The 18,111-nt window shown below is 68.8% G+C and carries 15 protein-coding genes and 1 pseudogene; 15 read left to right on the top strand and 1 reads right to left on the bottom strand.

Annotation, left to right across the window (positions count from 1 at the left end; genetic code table 11):
- From AC5592_RS16310 to AC5592_RS16380, 15 genes and pseudogenes are all read left to right on the top strand, one after another.
- Positions 1-304: pseudogene (locus AC5592_RS16310) on the top strand (phospho-N-acetylmuramoyl-pentapeptide-transferase); the annotation flags it as partial.
- 48 nt (positions 305-352) lie between these two features.
- Positions 353-1,816, top strand: coding sequence for a UDP-N-acetylmuramoyl-L-alanine--D-glutamate ligase (gene murD / locus AC5592_RS16315; protein ID WP_036500355.1), 1,464 nt, complete (start codon positions 353-355; stop codon positions 1,814-1,816).
- Complete coding sequence (gene ftsW, locus AC5592_RS16320) at positions 1,813-3,336, top strand: putative lipid II flippase FtsW (protein WP_063920332.1); 1,524 nt, start codon at positions 1,813-1,815, stop codon at positions 3,334-3,336. The genes murD and ftsW overlap by 4 nt, the downstream gene beginning before the upstream one ends.
- On the top strand, positions 3,333-4,508 hold the full coding sequence (gene murG / locus AC5592_RS16325; RefSeq protein WP_051024504.1) for an undecaprenyldiphospho-muramoylpentapeptide beta-N-acetylglucosaminyltransferase: 1,176 nt from the start codon (positions 3,333-3,335) through the stop codon (positions 4,506-4,508). Before ftsW ends, murG begins: the two co-directional genes overlap by 4 nt.
- A gap of 98 nt (positions 4,509-4,606) precedes the next feature.
- Positions 4,607-6,052, top strand: coding sequence for a UDP-N-acetylmuramate--L-alanine ligase (gene murC, locus AC5592_RS16330; RefSeq protein ID WP_051024505.1), 1,446 nt, complete (start codon positions 4,607-4,609; stop codon positions 6,050-6,052).
- Between the two features lie 46 nt (positions 6,053-6,098).
- A complete protein-coding gene (locus tag AC5592_RS16335; RefSeq protein WP_084506751.1) occupies positions 6,099-6,884 on the top strand; it encodes a cell division protein FtsQ/DivIB in 786 nt (261 codons plus the stop codon).
- A 424-nt stretch (positions 6,885-7,308) separates the two neighbouring features.
- Entirely contained in the window at positions 7,309-8,529 is a 1,221-nt protein-coding gene (gene ftsZ / locus AC5592_RS16340; RefSeq protein ID WP_036500364.1) for a cell division protein FtsZ, read from the top strand.
- A 387-nt stretch (positions 8,530-8,916) separates the two neighbouring features.
- Positions 8,917-9,642, top strand: coding sequence for a peptidoglycan editing factor PgeF (gene pgeF / locus AC5592_RS16345; protein WP_036500366.1), 726 nt, complete (start codon positions 8,917-8,919; stop codon positions 9,640-9,642).
- Positions 9,639-10,409 (top strand): YggS family pyridoxal phosphate-dependent enzyme, encoded by a 771-nt coding sequence (locus tag AC5592_RS16350; RefSeq protein WP_063064725.1) that lies wholly within the window; start codon positions 9,639-9,641, stop codon positions 10,407-10,409. Before pgeF ends, AC5592_RS16350 begins: the two co-directional genes overlap by 4 nt.
- Before the next feature lie 187 nt (positions 10,410-10,596).
- Positions 10,597-11,400: a cell division protein SepF gene (locus AC5592_RS16355; RefSeq protein ID WP_036500371.1), complete on the top strand. Its 804-nt coding sequence runs from the start codon at positions 10,597-10,599 to the stop codon at positions 11,398-11,400.
- Positions 11,401-11,522: 122 nt separating this feature from the next.
- A complete protein-coding gene (locus tag AC5592_RS16360; RefSeq protein WP_025348651.1) occupies positions 11,523-11,825 on the top strand; it encodes a YggT family protein in 303 nt (100 codons plus the stop codon).
- 75 nt (positions 11,826-11,900) lie between these two features.
- Positions 11,901-12,734: a DivIVA-like cell division protein Wag31 gene (gene wag31, locus AC5592_RS16365; protein WP_039777427.1), complete on the top strand. Its 834-nt coding sequence runs from the start codon at positions 11,901-11,903 to the stop codon at positions 12,732-12,734.
- A gap of 134 nt (positions 12,735-12,868) precedes the next feature.
- Positions 12,869-13,069, top strand: a complete 201-nt coding sequence (locus tag AC5592_RS16370) for a hypothetical protein (protein WP_036500385.1) — start codon at positions 12,869-12,871, stop codon at positions 13,067-13,069.
- A 309-nt stretch (positions 13,070-13,378) separates the two neighbouring features.
- Entirely contained in the window at positions 13,379-16,579 is a 3,201-nt protein-coding gene (ileS, locus tag AC5592_RS16375) for an isoleucine--tRNA ligase (RefSeq protein ID WP_036500377.1), read from the top strand.
- 659 nt (positions 16,580-17,238) lie between these two features.
- Positions 17,239-17,814, top strand: a complete 576-nt coding sequence (locus AC5592_RS16380; RefSeq protein WP_063064726.1) for a C40 family peptidase — start codon at positions 17,239-17,241, stop codon at positions 17,812-17,814.
- Positions 17,815-17,922: 108 nt separating this feature from the next.
- Here the strand turns inward: AC5592_RS16380 and AC5592_RS16385 are convergent.
- Positions 17,923-18,111: hypothetical protein (locus AC5592_RS16385; protein WP_198163857.1), on the bottom strand; the 189-nt coding region annotated here is incomplete at its 5' end.

Below are 18,111 nucleotides of genomic sequence, written 5' to 3' on the forward strand. Positions count from 1 at the left end.
CGATACCGGTTCGCTGGCCCTCGGTGGCCTGCTCGCCGGATTGTCGATCACCACCCGCACCGAACTGCTCATGGTCGTGATCGGCGCGCTGTTCGTCGCCGAGACCGTGTCGGTGGTGCTGCAGGTGGCGGTGTTCCGGACCACCCGCAACCGGTTGTTCAAGATGGCGCCGTTCCATCACCATTTCGAGCTGAGCAAATGGGCGGAGACGACGGTCATCATCCGGTTCTGGCTGCTCGCCGGAATCGCGGCGGCGGTCGGTCTGGGCTTGTTCTACAGCGAATACCTCTCTCAGGTCGGGTAAGCAGCGATGGTCGAACATACTCCGCGGGCCCTGCGATCACCGGGTCCTATGCTCGAATTCCTGCGTGGCCGTGACGTTCTCGTCGCGGGATGGGGGGTGTCGGGGCGCTCGCTGATCGAGCCGCTGCGCGATATCGGCGCCCGTCCGGTGGTCACCGACGCCGGGGAGAAGGCGATGGCCGAGGCCGCCGAACTCGGCCTCGACACCGCCACTGCCGCCGCGCTGCTCGAACCCGGTGCGCTGGAACGGTTCGCGCTCGTCATCACCAGCCCGGGCTGGCGACCGGGCTCACCGGTCCTGGTCTCCGCGGTCACCGAGGGCATTCCGGTCTGGGGCGATGTGGAATTCGCCTGGTGGGTGGATCAGGCCCGGCTCTACGGTCCGGTGCGCAAATGGCTGGTGATCACCGGAACCAACGGCAAGACCACCACCACCCAGATGACCCACGCCATCCTGCGCGCGGCCGGGCTGCCCAGCGTCGCCTGCGGCAATATCGGACTGCCGATCCTGGACGCGCTGCGCCGCACCCCGGGTCCGCAGATCCTCGCGGTCGAGCTGTCGTCGTTCCAGCTGCACTGGGCGCCGTCGGTGCGCCCGGAGGCCGGTGTGGTGCTCAACGTGGCCGAGGATCATCTGGACTGGCACGGCGGCCTCGACGCCTATGCCGCCGCGAAGGCGCGGGCCCTGACCGGACGGGTCGGCGTGGTCGGCCTGGACGACCCCGTCGCCGCCGCGCTGGCGCGAAAGTCCAAGGCGCGCCGCACCGTCGGCTTCCGGATCGGCGTGCCGGCCGACGGTGAACTCGGTGTGGTCGACGGCAAACTGCTGGACCGCGCCTTCACCAAGGCCGCGATCCTCGCCGAGGTCGGCGATATCAGCCCGCCCGGACCCGCCGGTGTCGCCGACGCGCTGGCCGCGGCCGCGCTGACCCGTGCCATCGACGTGGCCCCGCAGTTCGTCAAGGAGGGCTTGGCCGAGCACAAGGTGGGCCCGCACCGCGCCGCCTTCGTGCGGGAACTCGGCGGGGTCGGCTTCGTCGACGATTCGAAGGCGACCAATCCGCATGCCGCGCGGTCCTCGATCCTGGCGCATCCGCAGGTGGTGTGGATCGCCGGTGGTCAGCTCAAGGGCGCCCATATCGACGATCTTGTCGAGGAGGTCGCCGAGCGTCTCGTCGCGGCGGTGGTCTTCGGTCAGGACGCGCCGATCATCGCGGCGGCAATGGCGCGACACGCGCCGGATGTCCCGGTGGTCGAGCTCGGTTCGGGTGACGATGCACAGATGAGCGGGGAACCCTCCACGGCATCTCTGGTCGCCGAGATCGACGGCGCCGACGCGGTGATGGCCCGCGCGGTACGCATCGCCGCCGGATATGCCGGGCGCGGTGACACCGTCCTGCTCGCCCCCGCCGCGGCCTCCCTGGACATGTTCGCCGACTACACCCATCGCGGCCGCAGTTTCGTCGCGGCGGTGCAGGCCCTGGACGAGAGAGATATCGGGAGCCAGCAGTGACGAAACCGGCGCGCAAGCCCGTGGGCACCTGGTTCGGTGCCTGGCTGGCGCGCCCGCTGGCCGACTTCCACCTGGTCGTCACCATCGCCACCCTGCTCACCGTGCTCGGGCTGGTGATGGTGCTGTCGGCCTCCAGTGTGGAGGCCTACGCCGACGGCGGTTCGGCCTATTCGCTGTTCATGCAGCAGGCGTTCTTCGCGGGCCTGGGCGCGGCGTTGTTCTATGTGGCGCTGCGGATTCCGATGCGGGTGCTGCGGCAGCTGTCGTTCCCGCTGTTCGCCGCGTCGGTGCTGTTGCTGGTGCTGGTGCTGATTCCCGGAATCGGTTCGCAGGTCCAGGGTTCGCGCCGCTGGTTCGACCTCGGCTTCGTCTCGGTGCAGCCGTCGGAGATCGTGAAGGTCACCCTGATCCTGTGGGGTGCGCATCTGCTGGCGACGCGCCGCAGCGACCAGGCCGGGTACAAGGACATTCTGGTGCCGCTGGTGCCGGCCGGTCTGCTGACCTGTCTGCTGATCGTGCTGGAACCGAATCTGTCGACGACCATCGCGGTCGGCCTGGTGCTGGTCGCGCTGCTGTGGTTCGGCGGATTGCCGGTGCGGCTGTTCGTGACCATCGCGGTCTCGGGTGCGGTCGCGGCGGGAATTCTGGCGCTGTCGGCCGGCTATCGATCCGATCGCATGCGCGCGTTCTTCAATCCCGGCGACGATCCGCAGGGCATCGGCTATCAGGCGCGCCAAGCGCTGTTCTCCCTCGCCGACGGCGGGATCTGGGGGCGTGGACTCGGCCAGAGCCGGGCCAAGTGGAGTTATCTGCCCAACGCGCACAACGACTTCATCTTCGCCATCATCGGCGAGGAACTCGGATTTCTCGGATGTGCCCTCGTACTGGGGCTTTTCGCGCTGTTCGTCTTCGTCGGACTGCGCATCGCCGCCCGCTCGGCCGATCCGTTCCTGCGATTGCTGACCGCGGCCGCGACCACCTGGATCACCGGGCAGGCGCTGATCAACATCGGCTATGTCGTGGGCCTGCTGCCGGTGACGGGCCTGCAGTTGCCGCTGGTGTCGGCCGGTGGTTCGTCGCTGGCGATCACGTTGATGATGTTCGGCCTGATCGCGAGCGCGGCCCGGCACGAACCCGAGGCGATCGCGGCGCTGAAGGGCGGTCAGGACGGGCGGTTCAGCCGGTTGCTGCGACTGCCGATCCCGGAAACCTACGCGCCCGCCCGTGCGGGGCGGGCCCGCGCGGTCTCCGGCCCGCGACGGCGGGAACTGCCGCCCGCGCGCAAGCGGTCGGACAAATCCGGTCGGTCGCGCGGCGCGGGCGGGTCCCGCGGAGCCGCGCAGGCGCGGGGTGGGAGTGCGGCGATACCGCGGCGGTCGATAGATTCGGATTCGGCACGACGACGCAGCGCCGACGCCGGACGGCGGGAGGCGCGCGGAGCGTCGTCGTGGCGCACCACCCGGGCCTGGGAGCCCAGCTATCCGATGACACATGCGAGAGAACGAGGTAATTCGAGGTGACAACCGGCGAGAGCGGCGGCACGACGGGTTCCGGGCAACGGACGCTCTCGGTGATCGTCGCCGGTGGGGGCACGGCCGGGCATATCGAACCCGCGATGGCGGTCGCGGACGCACTGCGCCGGCTGGATCCCTCGATCCGGATCACCGCACTGGGCACCCAGCGCGGGCTGGAGACGACGCTGATTCCCGAACGCGGCTATCCGCTGGAGCTGATTCCGCCGGTCCCGCTGCCGCGTAAACCCACCGCCGATCTGCTGCGCCTGCCCGGCCGGGTCCGCGCCGCGGTGGCGCGAACCCGCGCGGTGATCGACGCGGTCGAGGCCGATGTGATCATCGGATTCGGCGGCTACGTCTCGGTGCCCGCCTACCTGGCGGCCGGCGGGGGAGTGCTGCGGCGCTCGCGCCGGGTGCCGCTGGTCGTGCACGAGGCCAATGTGAAGGCGGGGATCGCGAACAAGGTCGGCGCCCGGCGTGCGGCGCGGGTGCTCGCCGCCGTGCCGAATTCGGGTGTGCACGCGCGCGGGCGCGCCGATGCCGAGGTCGTCGGGATTCCGGTGCGCGCCTCGATCGCCACCTTGGACCGGGCCGGACTGCGGGCGCAGGCGCGGGAGCACTTCGGTCTGCCGCAGCAGGGCCCGGTTCTGCTGGTCTTCGGCGGCTCCCAGGGCGCGCGCCGGTTGAACGAGGCGGTGTCCGGCGCGGCCGCGCAACTGCTGGCGGCGGGTATCTCGGTACTGCACGCGCACGGACCCAAGAACACGCTCGATCTGGACGGCATCGACACCGAATCCGGCCGCGACGGCGCGAAATACGTTGCGGTGCCGTATCTGTCGCGGATGGATCTGGCCTATGCCGCCGCCGATGCCACGGTGTGCCGCTCGGGCGCGATGACCGTGGCCGAGGTGTCGGCGGTCGGACTGCCGGCGTTCTACGTGCCGCTGCCGCACGGCAACGGCGAACAGGAGTTCAACGCCCGCCCGATCGTCGCGCAGGGCGGTGGCAGAATCGTCGCGGATGCGGAGATGACGCCGAAGTACGTGATGGACGAGGTGATCGCGCTGCTCACCGACCCGGCCGCGCTGACGAATATGTCGGTCGCCGCCGCCGGTGCCGGACATCGCGACGCCGCGGACACGGTGGCGCGAATCGTGCTGGAGGTGACCGGACGGTGACCGGAGGAAACGAGACGGCCGAAGTGGGAGCCGCGGACCCGGTGAACCACACCGGGCAGGCCCCCACCGAACTGCCGGAGTTGTTGCGGCGGGTCCACATGGTCGGCATCGGCGGTGCCGGCATGTCGGGAATCGCGCGGATTCTGCTCGCCCGCGGCGGCGAGGTGTCGGGCTCGGACGCCAAGGAGAGCCGCGGCGTGCTGGCGCTGCGGGCGCGCGGAGCCCAGGTCCGCATCGGCCACGACGCGAGTGCGCTGGATCTGCTGGAGGGCGGTCCGAGCGCGGTCGTGACCACCTACGCCGCCATCCCGAAGACGAATCCCGAACTGGTCGAGGCGAATCGGCGCGGTGTGCCGGTGCTGATGCGTCCCACGGTGCTCGCCGAACTGATGCGCGGCCACCACACCCTGCTCGTGTCGGGCACCCACGGCAAGACCTCCACCACCTCGATGCTGGTCGTGGCGTTGCAGCATTGCGGCTTCGATCCCTCGTTCGCCGTCGGCGGTGAACTGAACGAGGCCGGGACGAACGCGCATCACGGCACCGGCGGTTATTTCGTGGCAGAGGCCGACGAGTCGGACGGCTCACTGCTGCAATACGATCCGGACGTCGCGGTGGTCACCAACATCGAATCCGATCATCTGGATTTCTTCGGCTCCGACGAGGCCTACGTCCAGGTGTTCGACGACTTCGTGGCGCGGCTGGTCTCCGGCGGACTGCTCGTGGTCTGCTTGGACGATCCCGGTTCGCTGGCGCTGGCCCGCCGGGTCGCCGACCGGGTCGCGGCCGGGGAACTCGACATCCGGGTGGCCGGTTACGGCTCGACGGAGACGGCCGACGTGCCGGTGCCGATGCAGGCCCGCCTGATGAGCTGGGAGCCGCGCGACGTCGGCGGTGTCGCCACGGTGCAACTGGGCGACGAACCCGCGCCGCGCACGCTGCGCCTGTCGGTGCCCGGCCGCCATATGGCCCTCAACGCCCTCGCGGCGCTGCTCGCCGCTCGCGATGCCGGGGCCGATATGAACGAAATCCTGCAGGGCCTGGAGGGATTCGGTGGTGTGCACCGCCGCTTCCAGTTCGTGGGCCGCGAGAACGGGGTACGGGTCTTCGACGACTACGCCCACCACCCGACCGAGGTGCGTGCCGTACTGGGGGCGGCGGCCGAATTGGTCCGGCAGGAGGCGGCCGACGGCGCCCGCTCCCGCCAGGGCCGGGTGATCGTGGTGTTCCAGCCGCACTTGTACAGCCGCACGGCGACCTTCGCCGAGGAATTCGGCGCGGCGCTGTCGCTGGCCGACGAGGTCGTGGTCCTCGACGTCTACGGCGCGCGCGAGAAGCCGCTGCCCGGCGTCAACGGCGCGCTGGTGGCGCAGGCGGTCACCAAACCCGTGCACTACCAACCGGATATGTCGCGGGTGGGCCGGCAGGCCGCGAGCCTGGCCCGCGCGGGCGATGTGGTGATCACCATGGGCGCCGGCGACGTGACGATGCTCGGCGGGCAGATTCTGGACGGACTGCGGGTGCGCCCGTCGACGGGTCGGTGAGCACGGCGCCCCCGCCCGGCGGTGCCGGCCGGAGAGGGAGGTGGAGATGACACGTCGCGGGACGATCGAGGACATCGATCCGGACGCCGAGGCCGAATTCGCCGCGGACGGCGACGAGGGCGACGATCGCCTCCACCGGGGCGGGCCCCGCGCGCGGCTGCCCTTCGACGGCCGGTGGCGGCGGATTCTGTTGTGGGGCGCGCCGATCGTGGTCGTGGTGATCGTGCTGCTGGTGGTCGCCTACTTCACCCCCGCGCTGTCGGTGCGCACCGTGCAGGTCGAGGGGGTGTCGACGGTGCCCGAACAGGATGTGCGCGGGGTGCTGCAGATCCCCGACGGCCGCTCCATGCTGCGTATCGATACCGACGCGATCGCGCGCCGGGTGGCGTCGCTGCCGAAGGTGCGGTCGGCGCGGGTGCAGCGGGCGTTTCCGTCCACGGTGCGGGTCACGGTGGACGAGCGCTCCGCCGTGGTGTTCTTCGACAGTCCGCAGGGACCGCATCTGCTCGACGCCGACAGCGTCGAATTCGCGATCGAACCACCGCCGCCCGGCGTCGCGAAACTGGTCACCGACCATCCCGGCAGCGCCGACCCGGTGACCCGGGCGGCGGTCGCGGTCCTCGACGCCGCGCCGCCGGCGCTTCGAGCCCAGGTGGGAGAGGTTGTGGCGCGGACGGTTTCGGATATCGAACTGAAGCTGCGCGACGACCGTACGGTGGTCTGGGGCGGTCCCGACGACTCGGAACGCAAAGCCGCGGTGGTCCTTCCGGTGCTGACGCGCCCGGGAACGGTATTCGACGTTTCGAGTCCCGATCTGGTAACGGTAAGATAGTGACACTCGTTGTGCCGTTGCGGTTTTCGACCGGCGGCCGGGAGTCGATGGCCGTGCGTGATGGCCGTGGCACCTGGGCCCGTCCGGGTGCCGCGGTCGCGGGCGGGGCCGGTGAATCCGCGGTCCCGCGGAGATCGAGACCCGATCTCGGTGTCTGTGGCGGCCGTTCGCGGTACCATGCCCGACGGGCTCGGACGAGACGGATCGCACAAGATTCTGACCCTCGTGTCGGCGCGCCTGCGCACGGATCGCGACGGGTGCGAATAGCGTTCCGCACCAGTCGGATACTTGACATAACGCCAACCCTATGGTTCAGGTTTAGGGTTTGTTCGAGTGAAAACCCGGGCGGACCGGGGACCTCGAATCGGCGCTCTGCCGAGAATCCGAAAACGACAGGCTTTGGATCGAAGGAAGGCGAGAGCCCATGACGCCCCCGCACAACTACCTTGCAGTGATCAAGGTCGTCGGTATCGGCGGCGGCGGCGTGAACGCCGTCAACCGAATGATCGAACAGGGACTCAAGGGAGTCGAGTTCATCGCCGTCAACACCGACGCCCAGGCACTGCTGATGAGTGATGCGGACGTCAAGCTCGACGTCGGCCGCGAACTCACCCGCGGTCTCGGCGCCGGCGCGGATCCCGAGGTGGGCCGCAAGGCAGCCGAGGACCACAAGGACGAGATCGAAGAGGTGCTCAAGGGCGCCGACATGGTCTTCGTGACGGCCGGTGAGGGCGGCGGTACCGGTACCGGTGGCGCGCCCGTGGTGGCGTCGATCGCCCGCAAACTGGGCGCCCTGACCATAGGTGTGGTGACGCGGCCGTTCTCGTTCGAGGGCAAGCGCCGCAGCAACCAGGCCGAAGCCGGTATCCAGGCGCTGCGCGAATCCTGCGACACCCTCATCGTCATCCCGAACGACCGGCTGCTCCAGCTCGGCGACGCGGCGGTGAGCCTGATGGACGCCTTCCGCTCCGCCGACGAGGTGCTGCTCAACGGTGTTCAGGGCATCACCGACCTGATCACCACCCCGGGTCTGATCAACGTCGACTTCGCCGACGTCAAGAGCGTCATGTCCGGTGCCGGTTCGGCGTTGATGGGCATCGGCTCCTCGCGCGGGGAGGGACGATCCGTGAAAGCCGCGGAGGCGGCGATCAATTCGCCGCTGCTGGAGGCGTCGATGGACGGTGCGCACGGCGTGCTGCTCTCGATCGCCGGTGGATCGGATCTCGGTCTGTTCGAGATCAACGAGGCCGCCTCGCTCGTGCAGGAGGCCGCGCACATCGAGGCCAACATCATCTTCGGCACGGTGATCGACGATTCGCTCGGCGACGAGGTCCGGGTCACGGTGATCGCCGCCGGCTTCGACGGGGGCACCCCGGCTCGGCGCATCGAACCGGCGGGCAGAACGAATATCGGTGCCGGCCGGGCCGGTGACATCGGCCAGTCCACCACTCGCCGTGATTTCGGCAGCACCCGCCAGTCCGAGCCCGAGCGCCCGGCCGATCCGACGCCGGCCCGCGGCCCGGCCCCGTCCTACGAACCGCGTCCGGCCACCGAGCCGACCATCGCGCACAACAACCGCTCGCACATTCAGATGCCGGACGAGGACACCGACGACGTCGACGTCCCCGATTTCATGCGCCGGTAAGCACGCCGATCTCGCTGCCCTCTCCGACGTCGCGGAGGGGGCAGCGGCATGTGCGGCTGGTGTGGGGCGGTCGAAACCCGGTGTGCCACCGGAGTTCCGGCGGACCGGTGCCGGGCGGCCGTGTGATGTCGCTCTCCGGGGCGTCGCCGCCGGCCTCGGGGGCAGCGGCGTGTGAGAACGAACACCGCGAGCGGAAGCGTCGCGCCCGGCAGTGGCGAACGCGGCGCCGTGGGTGGCGGCAATGTCGTGTGCATGAACTCGCACGCCGTGGGTACTTCGCGGGGCATGCTCGCGCTGTGCCCCGTTCCGCCGCCCCGCCATCTACGTTCCGGATCACTCGGCGGCACGCTCGACTCCGGACCGGTACAGCCTATTAATCTCGGAGATATGACACAGGCTTCGGTTCGGACGCGACGGGTGACGACCACGCGGGCCGGTGGGTTCTCGGCGGCGCCCTACGACTCGTTCAACCTGGGCGACCACGTCGGCGACGATCCGGAAGCGGTGCGGCGCAACAGGATACGTCTCGCCGAAGGCATCGGCCTGCCACCCGGCCGCCTGGTCTGGATGGAACAGGTGCACAGCCGCAACGTCGAGATCGTCGACGGCCCCCGCGCCGAACCGGTGCCGGTGACCGACGCGCTCGTCACCACCGTGCCGAATCTCGCGCTGGTAGTGCTCACCGCCGATTGCGTCCCCCTGCTGATGTCCGACGACGAGGCCGGGGTCATCGCGGCCGTACACGCCGGCCGCGTCGGCGCCCGCATCGGAATCGTGCCGAAGGTCCTCGAGGCGATGATCTCGGTCGGCGCCCAGCCGCACCGCATCGGCGCCTTCCTCGGCCCGGCCGCCGGTGGCGAGGATTACGAGGTGCCCGCCGCCATGCGCGACGACGTCGAGGCACATCTGCCCGGCAGCGCCACCACGACCCGGCGCGGTACGCCCGGTCTGGATCTGCGAGCCGGAATCCGCCGTCAGCTGGAAGCGGCCGGGGTCGGCGCGGTCGCGGTCGATCCGCGCTCCACCATCTCCGACGCCACCCTGTTCAGCCACCGTCGCGGCGCGCCCACCGGCCGCATCGCCGGGGTGATCTGGATGGAGGAGAACCGGTGAACCACGCCGAATCCGGGCTCGGCGCAACCGAATCCGGGGCGGACGCGCCGCAGTCCCGTGCGGCGGGACTCGCCGCCGCGCTCACCCGCCTGGAACATCGCATCGACGCCGCGTGCCGCGCCGCCGGGCGCGATCGTGACACCGTCCGGTTGCTGCCGGTGACCAAATACTTCCCGGCCTCCGACGTGGAGATCCTGTATCGGCTCGGGCGCCGGGAATTCGGTGAATCGCGGGAACAGGAGGCCTCCGCCAAGGTGGCCTCATTAGGACATCTGGCGCAGATGCGCTGGCACATGATCGGCCGATTGCAGCGCAACAAGGCGAAATCGGTTGTGCGCTGGGCCGATACGGTGCACTCGGTGGATTCGGAGCGTCTGGTGAGGGCCCTTGACACCGCCACGGCGGCCGCACGCGAGGAGGGAGCGCGCGCGGATCCGCTGCGCGTGCTACTGCAGGTGAGCCTGGATCGCGATCCGGCGCGCGGCGGCGTCGTCCCGGATGATCTCCCGATGCTGGCCGATCAGGTCGCGAAATCCGAGAATCTGCAGCTCGCGGGCCTGATGGCGATTCCGCCGCTGGGTGCGGAGCCGGATGCGGCGTTCGCCGAACTGGCCGGTCTGCATCGCACGCTGCTGGCCGCGCATCCGGGCGCGACCGAATTGTCGGCGGGCATGTCGGGCGACGTCGAGGTCGCCATTCGACACGGGTCTACCTGCGTGCGTGTCGGTACTGCTCTCATGGGCGACCGACCGATAACCTCGCAGTAGCAAAGAAACCTCATCAGTCACATTCGAAACATATGCTTGGGGCTGACGAGGACTGAGCAGGACTTCAACACCCCAGGTCAGTCGGGGCCGTAGGAAGGTCGACCAGGATGAGCGAGCGTAGCGAGCGAGACATCAGCGCAGCCACGAGCATGCTCGTGCTGGAGCCCAGCGTTAGTGAGGTGGGAGCATGAGTACGCTGCACAGGTTCAAGGCCTACTTCGGCATGGTCCCGCTCGAGGAATACGAGGACGACTACGTCGACGACCGTGGCCCTCGGGGGATCGACGACCGTGGCCCGCTGGGTGCGGACGACCGCGGGGTGCGCCGCTCGCGTTTCGACGACGATCCGTACGACGCCGGACGCTCGCGTTTCGGCGACGACCGCTTCGCCGACGATCCGGGCTACCCGGAGCCGGCGTACAAGGCGCCCTATCAGCCCGGTTACACGGTGCCGCGCCGCTCGGAGTTCGCCGACGAGTCCTACTCCGACGACCGCTACGAGCCCCTGCGCCGCCCGACCCGGATCGAATCCGCACCCTCGGGCCGCTCGCGCGGACTCGGCGGTGGCACTCCGATGGTGCGTGGCACCACGCACGGTGCGCTGGCGGTCGATCCCGAGGCCGAACGCCGGATGGAAGAGCGGCGGATGGAGGAGCGCGCCCGGTTCGAGCCGGCCCCGCGCCGCACCCCCGTCTTCGAGGACGGAGGTCCGTTGTCCAAGATCACGACACTGCGTCCGCGCACCTATGCCGAGGCCGCGATCATCGGCGAGCGTTTCCGTGACGGTACGCCCGTGATCATGGACCTGGTCGAGATGAGCAACGCCGACGCGCGCCGCCTGGTGGATTTCGCCGCCGGACTGGCGTTCGCGCTGCGTGGTTCGTTCGACAAGGTGGCCACCAAGGTGTTCCTGCTCTCACCGTCGGATGTCGATGTATCGGCCGAGGAGCGCCGTCGCATCGCCGAAAACGGCTTCTACAACCAGAAATAACCCCGAACCGGGTGCCGCGCGCGGCGGCGGCCCCGGTCGGGTGAGCCGCGACGGGGGGAAATGACGCCGAATGCACGGCGCGGGGAGTTTGCAGGACACCGAATCTGAGGCAAAGTGGACAGGTGGCCTTGTTTCAGGTGCTGTATGTACTCCTCTTCCTCTTCTGGCTGTTGCTGATCAGCCGAGTGATCGTGGAGTTCATCCGCAGCTTTGCGCGCGACTGGCATCCGCGGGGGTTCGTCGCCGTCGTTCTGGAGGCGATCTTCACGATCACCGATCCGCCGGTGAAACTGTTGAGGCGCCTGATACCTCCCGTGAACTTGGGAGGAATTCGCCTGGATCTGTCGATTATGGTCCTGCTTTTCATCGTGTTCATTCTGATGTCCATCGTCAGCAGGCTCGGGCAGCCGATAGCTCCGGTGTGACAGAATGGGCCGAGAAGAAGAGCTTGCTAGAAGATCTACGCTAGATCTCCGTACGAAGCGCGAAGGGATCCTTCCATGCCGCTGACTCCAGCCGATGTGCACAACGTCGCGTTCAGCAAACCGCCGATCGGGAAGCGCGGCTACAACGAGGATGAAGTCGACGCCTTCCTCGACTTGGTCGAACAGGAGCTCTCGCGCCTCATCGAGGAGAATGCGGACCTGCGCCAGCGGGTTGCTGAGCTGGATGCCGAATTGGCGGATGCCAAGAAGTCGCGTCCCGCCCCGCAGGCGGTGAAACCCGCTCCGCCGCAACCGGAACCGCCGAAGCCGGCGCCCGTGGCACCGCCGGTGCCGGTGCCGGCCCCCGCGCCGGTGGCCCCCAAGGACAACTCCGCCGCAGATGCGAACCTGCAGGCCGCGAAGGTGCTGAGCCTGGCGCAGGAGATGGCCGACCGGCTCACCACCGACGCCAAGGCCGAGGCCGAACAGCTGCTCTCCAACGCCCGGGCGAATTCCGAGCGAATGGTGAGCGAAGCGCAGACCCGCTCGGACGCGATGGTCGGCGAGGCGCGGCAGAAGGCCGACTCGCTGCTCTCGGACGCGCAGACCCGTTCCGACAGCCAGCTTCGCCAGGCCAAGGAGAAGGCCGACGCCCTGCAGGCCGACGCCGAGCGCAAGCACACCGAGATCATGGCCACCATCACCCAGCAGCGCAGCGTGCTGGAAAGCCGCATCGAGCAGTTGAAGACCTTCGAGCGCGAGTACCGGGTGCGGCTGAAGTCCTACCTGGAATCGCAGCTCGAGGAGCTGGAGAACCGCGGTTCGGCCGTGCCGGTCGACGGTGGCGAGGCCTTCGAGGCGGTATCGAACAGCCATGGTCCGGCGTCGTTCGCCAAGGGTGGCAAGTAGCTCGTCCCGGGTGCCCGCCACCCCGCCGATACGACGGGGTCCGGCGTCGCATGCCGCTGTGTGGTCGTAGTTCTGCCGAGCCGCCCGGCCCCTCCGGGGCGATGCGGCCCGCCCTGCCCGCCTAGGGGGTGACCATGCTCGTTCTGACGCTCGTCCTGGCCGCGATCGGCTTCGCCCTGCTGGTGACGGCGTTGACCACCGGATCGGTGATCTGGGCGTGGGGTTGCATCGTCGTCTGCGTGATCGGTGCGGTCCTGCTGCTGGTCAGCGCGCTGGCCATGCGTGAACCCGAGGAAGGCCCGCAATCACGTCCCGGCCGTCACGCCAAACGCTGAGCGGGCACAGTGAACAGGGCGGCAACAGGGCACGGAAATAACGTTGCCCGCACTGGCTACAATCAAACCTGTAGATCGGCAGTGATCCGGCCATCACCGGGGAGCCTTCGGAAGAACGGCGCCACAGGCGCCCAGTAGAACCGAACGGGTGAGCCCGTCACAGCTCGCAACGAGAGGTCCGCCCGCCGGAACATCCGGCCCGGACAAGCGGGGTGGTACCGCGGCAGCGGCGCACAGGCGCCGAAGTCGTCCCCGTGCCCACCGACTGCGCCGCATGCGCGCACTGGCACGAGGGAGACCACAGCCGCCATGGCGGACGAGACATCCACCCGCAACGCCTATCCCCGCGTCGACTTCACCGATGCGGATGCCGGCTCGCGGCAGGGCGCGAGCGTGTCGTTCCCGGAGCTCGAGCGCCGGGTGCTGGACTACTGGGCCGCCGACGACACCTTCCGTGCCAGCATCGACAACCGTGCCGAGAAGTGCGACGAGTTCGTCTTCTACGACGGCCCGCCGTTCGCCAACGGTTTGCCGCATTACGGACATCTGCTCACCGGATATGTGAAGGATTTGGTTCCCCGGTTCCAGACGATGCGCGGTAAGCGCGTGGAACGGCGCTTCGGTTGGGACACACACGGATTGCCCGCGGAAATCGAAGCGGAGAAGCAACTCGGTATCACGGACAAATCACAGATCGACGCGATGGGCCTCGCGGAATTCAATGCCGCGTGTAAATCCTCTGTGCTTCGTTACACCAATGAGTGGCGTGACTATGTGACACGCCAAGCACGGTGGGTCGACTTCGACAACGACTACAAGACCCTCGATCTCGACTTCATGGAGTCGGTGATGTGGGCGTTCAAGTCGCTGCACGACAAAGGGCTTGTCTACCAAGGCTTCCGGGTGCTGCCCTACAGCTGGTACGAGCAGACGCCGCTGTCGAATCAGGAGGCGCGTCTCGACGACGCCTACCGGATGCGCCAGGATCCGGCGGTCACCGTCGACATGGTGCTCGAGGTCGCGCCCGATCATCCGCTGCGCGAACTCGACGGCGCCAACGCGTTGATCTGGACCACCACGCCGTGGACGCTCCCGTCGAACCTGGCGATCGCGGTCCACCCGGACATCACCTATGCCCACGTGCGCGGCAAGGACGGCAAGCGGTACGTGCTGGCCGCCGAGCGCGTCTCGCACTACGCCCGCGAGCTCGGCACCGCCGACGACGGACTCGAGGTGCTCTCGGAGCATGCGGGCGCGGCGCTCGCGGGGCTGCGCTATCGGCCGCCCTTCGACTTCTTCCTCGGCCACCCCAACGCGCATCGCGTGCTGAACGCCGACTACGTGACCACCGACTCCGGAACCGGCGTGGTGCATCTGGCGCCCGCGTTCGGTGAGGAGGATATGGACGTCGCCTCCGCCAACGGCATCGAGGTCGTGCAGCCGCTCGACGCCGGCGGCAAGTTCACCTCGATGGTGCCGCCGTACGAGGGCCTGATGGTCTTCGACGCCAATCCGGTCATCATCAAGGACCTCAAGGCCGCCGGAAAGCTGTTGCGGCACGAGACGATCGAGCACTCCTACCCGCACAGCTGGCGTTCCGGTCAGCCGCTGATCTACATGGCGGTGCCCTCGTGGTTCGTGGCGGTCACGAAGTTCCGCGACCGCATGGTGGAGCTGAACCAGCAGATCACCTGGGTGCCCGAGCACATCCGCGACGGCCAGTTCGGCAAGTGGCTGGAGAACGCGCGCGACTGGAACATCAGCCGCAACCGGTACTGGGGTGCGCCGATCCCGGTGTGGATCTCCGACGATCCGGCCTACCCGCGCGTCGACGTGTACGGCTCGCTGGACGAGCTGGAACGCGACTTCGGCGTCCGTCCGGCGGATCTGCACCGCCCGGGCATCGACGAACTGGTGCGCCCGAATCCCGACGACCCCACCGGGAAGTCGATCATGCGGCGTACCCCCGAGGTGCTCGACTGCTGGTTCGAGTCGGGGTCGATGCCGTACGCGCAGGTGCACTACCCGTTCGAGAACAAGGAATGGTTCGAGGGCACCCCTGACCGCCCGGCGCACAGCCCGGGTGACTTCATCGTCGAGTACAACGGGCAGACGCGGGGATGGTTCTACAACCTGCATGTCCTCTCGACCGCGTTGTTCGACCGGCCGGCGTTCAAATCCGTTGTGGCGCACGGCATCGTGCTCGGCGACGACGGGTTGAAGATGTCCAAGTCCAAGGGCAACTATCCCGACGTCAACGAGGTGTTCGACCGCGACGGCTCCGATGCCATGCGCTGGTTCCTCATGGCGTCGCCGGTGCTGCGCGGCGGCAATCTGATCGTCACCGAACGCGGGATCCGCGAAGGGGTGAGCCACGCGCTGCGGCCGCTGTGGAACGCGTGGACGTTCCTGCAGCTCTACGCCTCGAAACCCGGTGTGTGGCGGACTGATTCGGCGAATGTGCTGGATCGCTACATCCTCGCCAAACTCGCCGCGGCCCGCGATGTGATGACCGAGGCGCTCGAGGTCTACGACATCGCCACCGCCTGCGACGAACTGCGGTCGTTCGCCGACGCGCTCACCAATTGGTATGTGCGCCGGTCGCGTTCGCGGTTCTGGGAGGAGGATCGCGACGCGATCGACACCCTGCACACCGTGCTGGAGGTCACCTGCCGGCTGGCCGCCCCGCTGCTGCCGCTGATCACCGAGGTGATCTGGCGCGGGCTGACGGGGGAGCGGTCGGTGCATCTGACCGACTGGCCGGCCGCGACCGAACTGCCGCGCGATCCGGAGCTGGTGTCGGCGATGGACGAGGTGCGGTCGGTGTGCTCGACCGTGCTGAGCCTGCGCAAGGCGCAGAACCTGCGGGTGCGGCTGCCGCTGTCCGAGGTCACCATCGCCGCGCCCGATGCGGAGCGGCTGCGTCCGTTCGCCGATCTCGTCGCCGACGAGGTCAACGTCAAGAAGGTGGACCTGACCACCGACGTGGCCGCGCACGGCCGGTTCGAACTGGTCGTCAACGCCCGCGCCGCCGGTCCGCGGCTGGGCAAGGACGTCCAGGGCGTGATCAAGGCGGTGAAGGCCGGCCAGTGGCGCGAGGACGACGGAGTGGTCACGGCGCTGGTGGCCGGCCACGACGACGGCATCGCGCTGCTGCCCGAGGAGTACACCCAGCGTCTGGTGGCGGCCGAACCCGAGTCCACCGCCGCGCTGCCCGGCAATGCCGGTCTGGTGGTGCTGAATTCGGAGGTCACGGAGGAACTCGAGGCCGAGGGCTGGGCCCGCGACCTGATCCGCGATCTGCAGGAGACCCGCAAGTCTCTGGGCCTCGACGTCTCCGACCGCATCACCGTGGTGCTGGAGGTGCCGCGGGAGCGCGCGGAGTGGGCACGCACGCACCGCGACCTCATCGCCGGGGAAATCCTCGCCACCGAGCTGAGCTTCGCGCCCGCGGGCGCCGAGGCGGCCGATGTGGTCGGCGGTGTGCGCGCCGCGATCACCAAGGCCTGAGCAAGCGAATCCCGAAACGAGCCCGGTCCGCGCTGTCGGACCGGGCTCGTTCGGCACTGCCCGCTCCTTCGCCCGGCTCGCAGCTGCGCGTGCGGCGCCGACGGAGTCGTATACGGGCCTTGATCGAGGTCACCGCATCGGCTCGTGGCCGTCCGCGTCCGCAGCGCAGCAGGGACGTGCGAGTGCGAAATCGATGGCCCCCGGAGCTTGGGCGTCGCCGCGTCGTAAGCGGCAAAGTCCGATCGGGTCCGGCCGAGCCTGGCTGAGTCCGGTGGGCTCGGCCGGAGCATGTATACCCAGGTAGACGGTGGTTACACACCGCCCTCGAGGGTGGCGGCAGGTGCGAGCGCGGCGTGTGGCACGCCGATTCCCGGCATGACCTGGGGTGTGTCACGTGAGGCCGGAACGGATCACGGTTGCGGATTGGCACTTGTGGTGTGCATGTGACTTGCGCTAAAACAGCTATGTCACAGCAACCATCACTCTTTAGTTGAGCTTAGGCGTTTTTCCCGGATCGACCCCCGTTGAAACTGCACTACCAGGTAGTTGACCGGCTGAGATGCCCGTGGGGAAGCGGCCATCCCAAGTCCATGCTGTGTGCTGTGTGATCGCCGGTCGGTGTGCCGTGGTGGATGCATGTCATACCGAAGGGCGAGCACATGGCACCGTCATCCGTGCGCGGATCCTCGCGCCGCAGATACACCCGCTATCTCTTGGCCGCGATCGCCGCGGCCGTCTCGGTCTCGATGTGGGCGGGTCCGGCCACCGCCGCACCGGCCGACACCGGCAGTTCCTCCGGATCCCTCGACTCGGGCAGCAGCTCCGGTTCGGGGAGCGGATCGGCCTCCGGCAGCGCCAGCGGTTCGGCGGCGCTGCCGCTGCCCAGCCCGCGGGCGTCGATCGCGCTCAGTGTTGCCGGCTCACAGGCGGGCAAGCCCTATGAATGGGGCGGGACGGGGCCCAACGCCTACGACTGCTCCGGACTCGTGCAGTGGGCGTTCCGGCAGGTCGGCATCATGCTGCCGCGTACCACCTGGGAGCAGGCCACCGCGGGCAGTGCTGTGCCGTTCGGCGCGATGATGCCCGGCGATGTGGTCATCGTGAACACCGACGGCTCCCACGAGGGCATCTACGCCGGCGGTGGCATGCTGCTCAACGCCTACGGCCCCGGCGTGCCGATCGGACTGACACCGCTGAGCGAATTCGACATCTACGCGATCCGTCGCTTCTTCTGAGCCGAGCGCCCGGGCTGTGGATTCTCGTACCGCAGGCCGGGCACTGGGCGGCGTGTCAGTGCGCGCCGATCGCGATTGGTCACAGCCCGCGCGCACGGCGACGCGAGCTCAGACGCCCACTGCCTGTTCGATTTCCTCCTCGGCGTCGGAGTCCTCGTCGATATCTTCGGCCGCCGCGGTGCTCCCGGACGTGGGCGCGGCAGCTGCGCGTGCCGCCGCATGGGCCGAGTCCGCCGCCGCATGGGCCGGCGACGCCGCGGGCGCACCGGCGGGCGCAGTCGGCGCGGAATCGTGCGC

Source organism: Nocardia violaceofusca NBRC 14427 (assembly GCF_963869435.1).
GTDB classification, from domain to species: Bacteria; Actinomycetota; Actinomycetes; order Mycobacteriales; family Mycobacteriaceae; genus Nocardia; species Nocardia aobensis.

Excerpts from the sequence above, each read along its gene's own strand:
- murC (WP_051024505.1), top strand. The coding sequence starts at position 4,607 with ATGGTCGGCATCGGCGGTGCCGGCATGTCGGGAATCGCGCGGATTCTG.
- AC5592_RS16335 (WP_084506751.1), top strand. The coding sequence starts at position 6,099 with ATGACACGTCGCGGGACGATCGAGGACATCGATCCGGACGCCGAGGCC.
- AC5592_RS16370 (WP_036500385.1), top strand. The coding sequence starts at position 12,869 with ATGCTCGTTCTGACGCTCGTCCTGGCCGCGATCGGCTTCGCCCTGCTG.
- murD (WP_036500355.1), top strand. The coding sequence starts at position 353 with ATGCTCGAATTCCTGCGTGGCCGTGACGTTCTCGTCGCGGGATGGGGG.
- AC5592_RS16380 (WP_063064726.1), top strand. The coding sequence starts at position 17,239 with ATGGCACCGTCATCCGTGCGCGGATCCTCGCGCCGCAGATACACCCGC.
- wag31 (WP_039777427.1), top strand. The coding sequence starts at position 11,901 with ATGCCGCTGACTCCAGCCGATGTGCACAACGTCGCGTTCAGCAAACCG.
- pgeF (WP_036500366.1), top strand. The coding sequence starts at position 8,917 with ATGACACAGGCTTCGGTTCGGACGCGACGGGTGACGACCACGCGGGCC.
- AC5592_RS16355 (WP_036500371.1), top strand. The coding sequence starts at position 10,597 with ATGAGTACGCTGCACAGGTTCAAGGCCTACTTCGGCATGGTCCCGCTC.
- ftsZ (WP_036500364.1), top strand. The coding sequence starts at position 7,309 with ATGACGCCCCCGCACAACTACCTTGCAGTGATCAAGGTCGTCGGTATC.
- ileS (WP_036500377.1), top strand. The coding sequence starts at position 13,379 with ATGGCGGACGAGACATCCACCCGCAACGCCTATCCCCGCGTCGACTTC.